Source organism: Cytobacillus sp. GQ23 (genome assembly GCF_059758675.1).
In genome coordinates this window covers 45,783-56,464 of the sequence record NZ_JCAXER010000032.1, presented here as the reverse complement: position 1 = coordinate 56,464, position 10,682 = coordinate 45,783, and the positions used below count along the sequence as shown (strand labels likewise).

Sequence of the window (10,682 nt, the reverse complement as noted above, 5' to 3'; positions counted from 1 at the left end):
AATCCCTTTAAAAAAAGGGATTTTTTTACTGTATAAATTATTATATAATTTAAAATGTTCGATCGATTTTTGATGTGGAGGGGAAATATGAATACTTCGGGCTACACCATTACCAAAAAACAAAAAACCGATATAACACAAATATTGGTTACAATGGGAATCATCCTGATATTATCTGCAATCTTTATTCCAATATTTTTACTTTCTCCATTTCAGGCTCAGTTTTATAGACCTGAAGGAACTTGGGTGTTTGAAGCGCCAAAATCAGCTTATTTGACATTTAGTGTTGGATTAGCGGCAGTAGGTGTTTTTATCATATTGGGAGTCTGGCTGAAGAGCGCAGAAAAATTCGGCTGGTTTGGAAAGGTTTTTGCGGGAGCAGGATTTTTATTTTCACTTCTTACAGCGATTTTAAGTTTTGATTATTATCACTATATTGATAAAAATGGTGTGCATTTTAATACATTATTCAGTTTGCAGGAGAAGCATTATGAGTGGTCCGAAATTCAGCAGGCAAGGCAGACGGTTATAAATAAGATGGGTGTTATGTCTGATGATGAATTAATTTTTACTTTTAACGATGGGATTGAATATTCCTTTCAGCTAAATGATAATATCCGCAAAGCAAGAATAGCGGCTTACTATGAGCTTGAAGAGCATGGAGTGGAATTGATCAGGGAAACAGACTGATTCTGTTAAACTTTTCAAGAGAAATGGAGAGTTTCCCATGTTATAATAGTTGTTATGATTATAATTGGGAGGCGGAGACATGAACGAAAATAAACCTTCACTGCTGCTGGTTGATGGAATGGCGCTGCTGTTCAGAGCCTATTTTGCGACAGCAATATCAGGTCAATTTATGATAAATTCAAAAGGAATTCCTACAAATGGAGTTTACGGTTTTGTTAAACACTTTTTAACCGCTGTTTCTTCCTTTAATCCGTCACATGTGGCAGTATGCTGGGATATGGGCAGCAAAACCTTCCGCACGGAAATGTTTGGTGCTTATAAAGCCAACCGTCCCGAAGCTCCAATTGAACTGGTGCCTCAATTCGATCTTGTTAAAGAAGTAGTGGACGCCTTCGATGTACCTAATATTGGTCTTGAAGGGTTTGAAGCTGATGATTGCATCGGCACCATTGCGAAAAAAGCAAGCCAGGAAGCAGATGTGCTGATCCTTACAGGAGATCAGGATATGCTGCAGCTTCTGGATGATAATATTTCGGTCATTTTACTGCAAAAAGGCTACGGAAATTACCTTGTGCATACGACGGAAACTTTTTATGAAGAAAAAGGAATCACACCTAAACAGATGATAGACCTGAAAGCCTTCATGGGGGATACAAGTGATAATTACCCGGGAGTAAAAGGAATTGGTGAAAAAACAGCGCTTAAGCTGCTGCAGCAATTTGAGCATATTGAGGGCGTATTAGAAAATCTGGAACAGCTCACAAAAGGACAGCGTGCCAAGATTGAACAGGATCTTGAAATGCTCCACTTGAGCAGACAGCTCGCCGAAATAAAATGCGATGTACCTGTTGAATGTCCTCTCGATCTGGCCCAATTTAAAATGAATCGGGAAAAAGTTATTGAGAAATTCACTGAAGTTGAGTTCCGCGGCCTTCACAGATTTCTGGATGTTAAAAAGGAATATGCATAATACAATCTCCAGGCTTCTGCCTGGGGTTTTTATTTTGAATAGGCTGTTTTCGTAAAGTTTGTTGCTTTCTCAAAAAGCCAGTTTAATCTGCTGAGTTGATTGGAGCGGAGCCTCACATTCCTCCCCGCGCCTGGAGCGGAAATCAATGGGCTGACTTCATAAACAAAAACAACAATCTTTTAGAAAAGAGCCTTTGAATATCATCTCAGACATAACGAAAACTGAGCCCATAGATAATGACTCGCATTACCAGGATAAACCCGCATATAAGCCCTCGGCAAAAGGAAGAGAACCGCGCCAAAAATTCATCCTGTGTTCATCTCCGCCAGGCCTGCTTTGACAAACAAACTTAAAAAGCCGCCAATGGCGGCCATTTTAATATTATTTCGTATTCTTCTTTTTTGCTGCATTCTCCAGCTTGCTTTTAGGCTCTTCTGCAAATTCAGCATCCTGCCCGTATCCTTGAGGGTTTACGCCAGGTGCCTTTTTTCCTCTGTTTGTATGTCCGTTTTTACTCATCTGTTTCACCTCCCCCAGACAGCAATACTTCTATTGATAAGCTTATTATTGTTAATGTCTCCGGGTTTTAATCATATTCATGCAGGGTACAATTTAGAGAAACTGATGCCGTGAATTTTTCATCAGTTTTGGCTATAAATACACCATGAATCAAAGCCTAATTAGGCTTGTTGGAGGAATAATAAAAGTCTGCATACTTAACACTAAAGTAGAGGTGAGATGTAATGAATAAGGGAGTTTATATCGCTCTTTTAAGCATAGGGCTTGCACAGGGCCTGAAAATTCCGATCCACTATGTGAAAAAGGGAGAATTCCGTCCTGATTTATTTTTCCAGACTGGAGGCATGCCAAGTTCCCATTCGGCAGGCGTATCGTCTTTAACCACGTTTATTGCTTTAAAGCGTGGGGTACCGACCGTTGATTTTGCATTATCACTGGTTTACGGCCTGATCGTTATGTATGATGCCCAGGGAATCAGGCGCCAGACAGGAGAGCTTACCTTGAAGGTAAACAGCCTTGGTGAACTGGTTGATAAAATTCATAAGGATGAAACAGTAAAATTTGAGGAGGAAGGTCCAAAAAAACTGAAGGAAATGCTTGGCCATCAGCCTGCTGAAGTTTTAGGGGGAGCACTCCTCGGTGTATTAACCGGAACTCTCGGATACCTTCTTACTAAGAAGAAATAGCTGCTTATTAGAGCTTACTAAGCCCCTGCTTCATGCCGAAAAAAGGTAGATAATTGTCGAAAAATCAGTTAAGATTTAAGAGAATACAGGAGGAGCAGGGGAAGAGGGTAAGTACAATGAAGACAGTTGAAGAATATTTGCATTTTTTGCAAAGTAAAGGTTTCCGATTCAGGGATGACGCAATTGGCTTCATTTACTTTGGCAAACATTATACTAATGCTTCTGACGAGCTGGCCAATGCAGCAATAGAGCTGACATTAAAAGCACAGAAATCATTTGACGGAAGCTTCTACGTTTCTTTACTGGAAACCATGGTTTCAAAGAATATTACCAGCAGGCGGGAAGCAATAAAATTTGTAAAAGAAAAAGCAATCATATAAAAAGGCGTGTCTGTTAGTAGATCACGCCTTTTTTAGATTACGAAGCTTCCTTTTTTCTGAAAGGTAAAAACGTTTTCTTAGAGGGTATCTCTGCAAAAATCATGCCGGCAAAAATAAGCAGACAGCCGGCAAGGGCACTATAAGAAAGTCTTTCATTCGCCCACAAAAATCCTGCAGCCGCTGCAAAAACAGGCTCCATGGCGAAAATCAGAGCAACTCTTGTCGGTGTTGTGTATTTTTGAAATGCGGTCTGTGCAAAAAATGCAATAGCAGTTGCAAAAAGTGAAGTTACAATAAGGGCAGTAACTACATTGACCTTGAATAAAACCTCTGTTTCCAATGCCTGCTGCCAGTTTTCTGTGATGAAAGCAAATATGACTGATAATAGGGCCACGGTACTTACTTGAATAACCGTTAATAGCAGGGCAGGATATTTGCTGCTGTATTTACCTGTAAAGATAATATGGAGGGCAAAACCGACAGCACAGATTAATACATAGGCATCACCGATATTCAGTGAGGCTTTATCGGTCATGGTAAGCAAATACAATCCTGCGGTCGCAATTGAAACACCGATAATAGCATTGAATCCCGGCTTGATTTTTAGAAGCATTAAAGAAAAGACAGGAACCATTACTACACTTAACCCCGTAATGAAGCCGGCTTTTGAAGATGTTGTGTAAAGCAGTCCGATTGTCTGGAAGGCATAGCCTATAAATAGGAACAAGCCCATAATAACTCCTGATAATAAAAGACTTTTATCTAATTGCTTTACTTGTTTTCTTTCGAAAATAACCAGCCATCCGCCCAGAATTAAAGCGGCCAGAAAGAAGCGGGCACCATTAAATGAGAATGGCTCAAGAAAAGCAATAGCGTTTTGTACAAGCACAAAGGTGGTTCCCCACACAAAGGCCACCAGCAAAAGGCTTACATCCGCAAATAGTACTGATCTATTCATTATCATCCTGGCCCTTCACTTTGTTTTTGTGAATGGCAGCTCTGGCCAATTCATCCGCTGCCTTGTTTTCTGTGCTCGGCACCCACTTCATAAAAAATAAATCGAACTTCCCAGTAAGCTTCAAAGCTTCTTCAAGCAGTGGGGCAAACTTTTTATTTTTTACATATTCTTTTTCAACAGCACGGTTAACAAGCTGTGAATCCGTTCGGAACGATACGTTTTTATAGCCCTTATCAATGCATATTTTTAGTGCATGAATAAATGCACGGTATTCTGCTTCGTGATTTTCCATATAGCCCAAAGCAATGGAAAAGCGTTCAACCTGGCCATTATTTTTAATAAATATGCCAGCACCGCTGGGACCCGGATTTCCCGCACTTGCTCCATCGATATATACTTCAATCAATTATGTTGCCTCCTGTTTTTAACACTATAATAGGGTAAACTAAATGTAGTTTATCACAAAAATAGCTGATACTGCAGAAAAAGGATACCTGTATGGCATCCTAATCTCTTACTGGAAAACGTTTAGCAATATAGCCAAACGGGGTATCAAGTATGGCTACTATAAATTTCAGCAAGTAAGTTGTGAAGAAAATTTGAACCCAATCTTCAATGGGAAACACGCCGAGAAAAGCGATACTTGTAAATACAAGTGTATCCAAGAGCTGGCTGATCATAGTGCTGCCATTATTCCTGATCCAAAATTGACCGTCTTTTGGAAATTTCTTTCTTAAATAGGTAAAAATATAAACATCTGTAAATTGGCTGACTAAATAGGCAGCGAGACTTCCTGCAGCAATCCGCGGCAGAACCGAAAAAAGAGTGCTGAGGGCTCCTTGAGCAAAATCAGTTTCATGCGGTTTGAATAATAATACCATCTGCATGATAAGAGTCATGGATAGAAGAGTAAAGAAACCAAGCCATACAGCTTTTTTTGCTTCATCTCTTCCGTACTTTTCATTTAAGATATCTGTAACCAGAAAAGCTGTACCATACATAGCGTTGCCTAAAGTGGCGGTCAGGCCGAACATTTCAATGGTTTTTACCACTTGAAGATTGGCCATGACAGTGGAGAACCCGATCCACACGAATAGACCAGTCTTTCCAAACAGGCGGTACATCGCCAATACTAAGGTGAAATTAATAATTGCAAAAAGCAATCCAAACCATTCATTGAACATCAAATTCCTCCTAGTTTTGTTAATGCGGGAGTTTTCGAACCGCATGATATAAAAATGTCATTGACCATTATACCTTGAAATATACTCATTTAGTAATAACAAAGGAAAGTATAATAAATTCAACTATTGCAAACAGTTCTAATAATGATGACCAGCTAATAAAGTACAGAAAGGCTGACCTAAATGAAATATAAATTAGAATGGAAATATAAACTTAAAGGAACCGGGGATATTTTATTTACTTCAGACTGGATCGATGGTGAATCTGCATTGCAGGCTGGAGAAGATATCGAAAAGTCGGGAAAGGGCAAAGAGATCTTTTATTATGATGAAGCAGGAACTTCCTGGAGCACAAAAGAAATGAAAAAGCTCCTCATGGAAGTGGAAGAGGACCCTCATGATATTACCGTATTTTTTGATGGCGGCTTTAATAAAGATACCAGCCAGGCCGGACTCGGTGCGGTCATTTATTTTAAACAGGGCAAAAAGAAGTATCGTGTCAGGGCAAATGAGCTCTTTGATGAGATGGATAATAATAATGAGGCAGAATATGCAGCTATATATTATACCCTAAACCTGCTTGAAGAAATGGGCGTTCATCATATGACTTGTGAATTTAAGGGTGATTCCCAGGTGGTATTAAAACAGCTTGAAGGTGAATGGCCGTGTTATGAAGAGAATTTAAATCGCTGGCTCGACCGAATAGAAGAAAAGATAAAAAAGCTGAGCATACTGCCAAGATATAAACCCATTCCGCGCAATGAAAATAAAGAAGCGGATAAGCTGGCAAGCCAGGCGCTGCAAGGGAAGGTTATTAACAGCAAAATGCAGATCATATAAATGGAATTAAGGAAGGCGTGAACCGTTTTGAGCAGAAAGGAAATTATCAATGAAGTGGAGGAGCTGATGACAAGTTATTGCAAAGACTGCTTCCTTCATAAACATCATAAAGATGAAAAAGGGCGAAGGTATGCTCATCGATTTTGCATTACAGAGTGTACAGTCGGTGAGAAAATTAAATCAATTGGGTGCAAGCTTTCATAAATTGAAACTTCAATAAGTGGGGAGTGTTTTTCTCTCTGCTGATTGTTAGATGAGGCCCACAGGAAGCGGGGCACAAAGACGTTGCCGCGGGATGTGGCGTTTTTAAGTCCTTTTCCTTCTTTCGAGCCTTTACGGGCTTTGATTTCCGCTTATCTTCCATTGAATCATCTGAGTCTTGATGTGGGGGTCTTACTGCCCGTTAGACTGCGATAAATGCTGGACAAAATAAAAGGCTGGCAGATGCCAGCCTTATTATCGTTATATTTGAATTATAGTTTTACAACGTTTGCAGCTTGAGGTCCGCGGTTTCCTTCAACGATTTCAAAAGAAACTTCTTGGCCTTCTTCTAAAGATTTGAAACCATCGCCTTGGATAGCTGTGAAGTGTACGAAAACATCGTCTCCGCCTTCAACTTCGATGAAACCGAAACCTTTTTCATTGTTGAACCATTTTACTTTACCGTTTTGCATGTTTACATTTCCTCCTAAGCCTGTCAAGACACATCATGTGCCTTAGATGAATATTACCACCTAACAAAACATAACAGATATTTTTATCTAATAACGGAAATATATTCTGTTAAATGATGATTATAATATACACGAATGGGCACTTTCAGTCAAGGAATTGAACACCATTTTTACAAAAAACAATAAAATATTTTAAATATTTCTACTTTTATTTATTGGGAAGGGAAATACTTGGTTTTTACTGAGATCTGATAACATAAATTATCGTTTTTCTCATATGAATTATTAATTATCTTGTTTTCAAAGGGTGAGGGGAATGTACCGGTTTTCGATTGAGGATCAGGATTGGATCTTGAGGTTTTCACCCAACATCCAGATTGAAGCAGAAGAGAAGCAGGCCATCATCAGTTCCATCCTGCAGCTTGGCAAGGATCTCCCGCATTACACGCATGGAGAGTCTTTTATCATCATGAATGACCAATTAGGCATTATTGTTTTTAATGTCGAGAAAATACCATCTCTGATATTGACCGTCTCAAACATTGTTGCAGAAGATAAATGGTACATTCAAAAGAACCTTACATTAAAACGCTATTTAAAAGACTGATCGGCAAAAGCCGATTTTTTTTATGAACAGGTTTAATAGGTAAAAGATCTCAGGGGCTTCCGCCTTATGCAAACGATTTCCTCTATAGATTAATATATAGTTGATAGAATCTTCTAATAACTCATAAAGGAGGAATAATGTTGAAAGCGTTTAAACAGTTGATTTTTCTGGCCGCAGCTATAATATTTGCTGCATCTAATTTTTTATCACCATTAATGCAAACGATTGCATCAGCTGAGAAAAAGACACATGGAGCAGGTCAGACTACAACAGTCACCATCCATTATCAGCCTGAAGATGGCGGAACAAAGGATTGGAATTTGTGGGTTTGGCCTAAAGATGGCGAGGGACAGGTTTTTGAATTTACTGGTGATGATGAGTTTGGACTTATTGCAGAAGTTGTGCTTGAAGGTATCCATGATGAAGTTGGTTTTATAGTCCGCACTGACAGCTGGGAGAAAGATGGAGGGGACCGATTCATCAATATAAAGAGCGGCTATGATGAAGTATGGGTGAAAGCAGGCGATGAACATACATATACATCACCGCCTGATGGTGAGTACAGGGACTTTCCGGCATTCGAACGTGTGAAGGTAAAACTCCACTATTTTAGATATGACGGAAATTATGAAGGCTGGAATTTATGGACGTGGCCTGAAGGCAAGGGTGGAAAAAGAATTGATTTTACAGCAGAAGATGATTTTGGGAAAGTTGCTGAATTTGAACTTGAAAACCCGGAAGGTATGACAAAGGCTGGATTTATAGTCAGGAAGAGCATGCAAGGAGATGATTGGGCCGTTAAGGAGTTTGGTGATCGCTTTATTACAAAGTTTGATGATATGGGGAATGCAGAAGTATGGATTGTTCAGGGAACAGAAAGAATTTATTACAATCCAGCTTATATTGAAAAAGATCCTAAAATTGTGAATGCTTCTATGGATACCTTTAATCAAATTACACTTGAAACTAATTTTCCATTCGAATGGAGAGCTTGGGAATCCATAATTAAAATTGACAATGCCAAAATTAAAGAAGTGGTCCCTTTTGACGGGGATGAGGAAAAGGATTTTACAAATAAAGTAAGAGTAATAACGGAAGATAAATTGGATTTCAGGCAATCATATAAAATCTCTGCAGTTTCATTTGGAGAGGCAGTGGTGAAGATCGGGAATATTGTCAGATCGGAGGAATTTGATGATGCTTTCTATTATGATGGAAAGCTGGGGAATCAGTATACTAAAAAACACACCGCCTTTAGGGTTTGGGCCCCTACAGCAAGTGAAGCATCGATAGTGCTTTATGACAGCTGGAATGATCAGACCGCCGAAGAAATTTCTCTTGAAAGAGGTGAAAAAGGCACCTGGTCAACAATTCTTAAAGGAGATCAAAATGGGCTGATTTACAATTATAGAGTCAAAATTGGAGAAGAATGGACAGAAGCCACCGATCCTTATGTGCGGGCTGTAACGGTAAATGGCGACAGGGGCGTAGTAATGGACATGGATTCAACCGATCCTAAAAAGTGGAATAAACAGAAGCCAAAGTTAAAGAATCCAGAGGACTCTATTATCTATGAAGTTCATGTCCGGGACCTTTCCATTCACGAGGACAGCGGCATAAAGCATAAGGGGAAGTATCTTGGGGCTGCTGAGAAAGGCACCACAAATTCTACAGGAGAAAAAACAGGTTTAAATCATATAAAAGATCTTGGAGTCACACATGTTCAGTTTCTTCCGGTTTATGACTACCGGACAGTTGATGAAACAAAACTGGACCAGCCACAGTATAACTGGGGCTATGATCCTAAAAACTATAATGTGCCGGAAGGTTCGTATTCTACTGATCCATATAATCCATCTGCAAGAATTACAGAATTGAAGACAATGATTCAGGAATACCATAATGAGCAGCTGAGGGTTGTAATGGATGTTGTATATAATCATGTTTTTGCAGTAAATGAATCCAGTTTCCACAAGCTTGTACCAGGCTACTTTTTCCGCTATAACGAAGATGGAACACTTGCCAATGGCACAGGGGTAGGCAATGATACAGCTTCAGAAAGGAAAATGGTTCAGAAATTTATTATCGACTCTGTTGCCTATTGGGCTGAAGAATATAATCTTGACGGATTCCGCTTTGACTTGATGGGGATTCATGACACTCAAACTATGAATAAAGTAAGAAAGGCATTGAATAAAATTGATCCTTCTATCATTATGATTGGAGAAGGCTGGGATTTAAACACACCACTGGCTGCAGAAAGAAAAGCCAATCAGAAAAATGCCGAAGATATGCCTGGTATAGGCCATTTCAATGATGGCATCCGGGATGGTTTAAAAGGCAGTGTGTTTGATGAACGGGATAAAGGTTTTGTAAATGGCAAGCAAGGCTTGGAAAGCTTTGTTCAGCAAGGAATTGCAGCAGGATTGGAGTATCCGGCCACAATGGCCACATACAAGGATCCTGAACAGGTGGTGACATATGCTGAGGCCCATGACAACCATACTCTTTGGGATAAGCTTGAACTGACCAATCCGGATGCATCAGAAGAATCCAAAAAGAAAATGCATAAGCTGGCTTCTTCCATCATTTTGACATCCCAGGGTGTCAGCTTTGTTCATGCCGGCCAGGAATTCATGCGGACAAAATATGGGGATCACAACAGCTATAAATCCCCTGATAGTGTCAATCAGTTAGACTGGGACCGCCGAACTGAATTCAGCAGGGAAGTAGACTACTTCAAAGGTTTGATAAAGCTGAGAAAGCACTATAAATCCTTCAGAATGACTACAGCAGAGGATATTCAGTCAAAGCTTGAATTTATTGATGCTCCAGATAATACAGTTGCATACAGACTGGATGCTAAAGGCCTAAAAGATAGAGCCAAAGAGATTGTAGTAATCCATAATGCAAATACAGAACCAGTCAAGATATCACTTCCAGCCAATAGCCCTTGGCATTTGCTTGCAGACGGAAAGCAGGCTGGGTTAGGAACCTTAAAGATATATCAGTCAAAAACAATTGAAGTACCGGCACAAACAAGTTTTATTCTGAAAAGATAAAAAGCAGAGGAGAATCCTGTCAGAGGGTTCTTCTTTTGTTTGCATATTGGAACACAAGTGTTTTTTAAAATTTCATATCTATAATGGTATTTTAACTCCCTTTGCTAAATTT

13 protein-coding genes are annotated in these 10,682 nt (G+C 39.5%); 8 read left to right on the top strand and 5 right to left on the bottom strand.

Annotated elements, in window-relative coordinates; translation table 11 throughout:
- The first annotated feature begins 87 nt into the window (after positions 1-87).
- Together AC6CHU_RS22055 and AC6CHU_RS22050 are read left to right on the top strand one after the other, a co-directional pair.
- The gene (locus tag AC6CHU_RS22055) at positions 88-690 is read left to right on the top strand and encodes a hypothetical protein (RefSeq protein WP_159864142.1); all 603 of its coding nucleotides are present in this window, start codon (positions 88-90) and stop codon (positions 688-690) included.
- A gap of 79 nt (positions 691-769) precedes the next feature.
- Positions 770-1,660, top strand: a complete 891-nt coding sequence (locus AC6CHU_RS22050; RefSeq protein ID WP_159864139.1) for a 5'-3' exonuclease — start codon at positions 770-772, stop codon at positions 1,658-1,660.
- 381 nt (positions 1,661-2,041) lie between these two features.
- On the opposite strand, the gene sspL is transcribed toward AC6CHU_RS22050, so the two are convergent.
- Positions 2,042-2,179: a small, acid-soluble spore protein L gene (gene sspL / locus AC6CHU_RS22045; RefSeq protein ID WP_026581140.1), complete on the bottom strand. Its 138-nt coding sequence runs from the start codon at positions 2,177-2,179 to the stop codon at positions 2,042-2,044.
- A 224-nt stretch (positions 2,180-2,403) separates the two neighbouring features.
- On the opposite strand from sspL, the gene AC6CHU_RS22040 reads away from it, so the two are divergent.
- Complete coding sequence (locus tag AC6CHU_RS22040; protein ID WP_159864136.1) at positions 2,404-2,865, top strand: divergent PAP2 family protein; 462 nt, start codon at positions 2,404-2,406, stop codon at positions 2,863-2,865.
- A 116-nt stretch (positions 2,866-2,981) separates the two neighbouring features.
- Entirely contained in the window at positions 2,982-3,245 is a 264-nt protein-coding gene (locus tag AC6CHU_RS22035) for a DUF6123 family protein (RefSeq protein ID WP_159864133.1), read from the top strand.
- Positions 3,246-3,282: 37 nt separating this feature from the next.
- On the opposite strand, the gene AC6CHU_RS22030 is transcribed toward AC6CHU_RS22035, so the two are convergent.
- From AC6CHU_RS22030 to AC6CHU_RS22020, 3 genes are all read right to left on the bottom strand, one after another.
- On the bottom strand, positions 3,283-4,203 hold the full coding sequence (locus tag AC6CHU_RS22030; protein ID WP_159864131.1) for a DMT family transporter: 921 nt from the start codon (positions 4,201-4,203) through the stop codon (positions 3,283-3,285).
- On the bottom strand, positions 4,196-4,609 hold the full coding sequence (locus AC6CHU_RS22025) for a reverse transcriptase-like protein (protein ID WP_159864128.1): 414 nt from the start codon (positions 4,607-4,609) through the stop codon (positions 4,196-4,198). Before AC6CHU_RS22025 ends, AC6CHU_RS22030 begins: the two co-directional genes overlap by 8 nt.
- A gap of 100 nt (positions 4,610-4,709) precedes the next feature.
- Positions 4,710-5,387, bottom strand: coding sequence for a queuosine precursor transporter (locus AC6CHU_RS22020; RefSeq protein WP_159864125.1), 678 nt, complete (start codon positions 5,385-5,387; stop codon positions 4,710-4,712).
- 183 nt (positions 5,388-5,570) lie between these two features.
- Between AC6CHU_RS22020 and AC6CHU_RS22015 the strand changes: the two genes are divergently transcribed.
- Complete coding sequence (locus tag AC6CHU_RS22015) at positions 5,571-6,227, top strand: ribonuclease H family protein (protein ID WP_159864122.1); 657 nt, start codon at positions 5,571-5,573, stop codon at positions 6,225-6,227.
- A 27-nt stretch (positions 6,228-6,254) separates the two neighbouring features.
- Positions 6,255-6,431 (top strand): zinc-finger domain-containing protein, encoded by a 177-nt coding sequence (locus AC6CHU_RS22010; protein WP_159864119.1) that lies wholly within the window; start codon positions 6,255-6,257, stop codon positions 6,429-6,431.
- A 269-nt stretch (positions 6,432-6,700) separates the two neighbouring features.
- Here AC6CHU_RS22010 and cspD read toward each other — a convergent pair whose 3' ends face one another.
- Positions 6,701-6,901, bottom strand: a complete 201-nt coding sequence (cspD, locus tag AC6CHU_RS22005; RefSeq protein ID WP_009791749.1) for a cold-shock protein CspD — start codon at positions 6,899-6,901, stop codon at positions 6,701-6,703.
- 316 nt (positions 6,902-7,217) lie between these two features.
- On the opposite strand from cspD, the gene AC6CHU_RS22000 reads away from it, so the two are divergent.
- Positions 7,218-7,508, top strand: coding sequence for a hypothetical protein (locus AC6CHU_RS22000; RefSeq protein WP_159864116.1), 291 nt, complete (start codon positions 7,218-7,220; stop codon positions 7,506-7,508).
- A gap of 137 nt (positions 7,509-7,645) precedes the next feature.
- A complete protein-coding gene (gene pulA, locus AC6CHU_RS21995; RefSeq protein ID WP_251283608.1) occupies positions 7,646-10,570 on the top strand; it encodes a type I pullulanase in 2,925 nt (974 codons plus the stop codon).
- Positions 10,571-10,682: the final 112 nt, after the last annotated feature.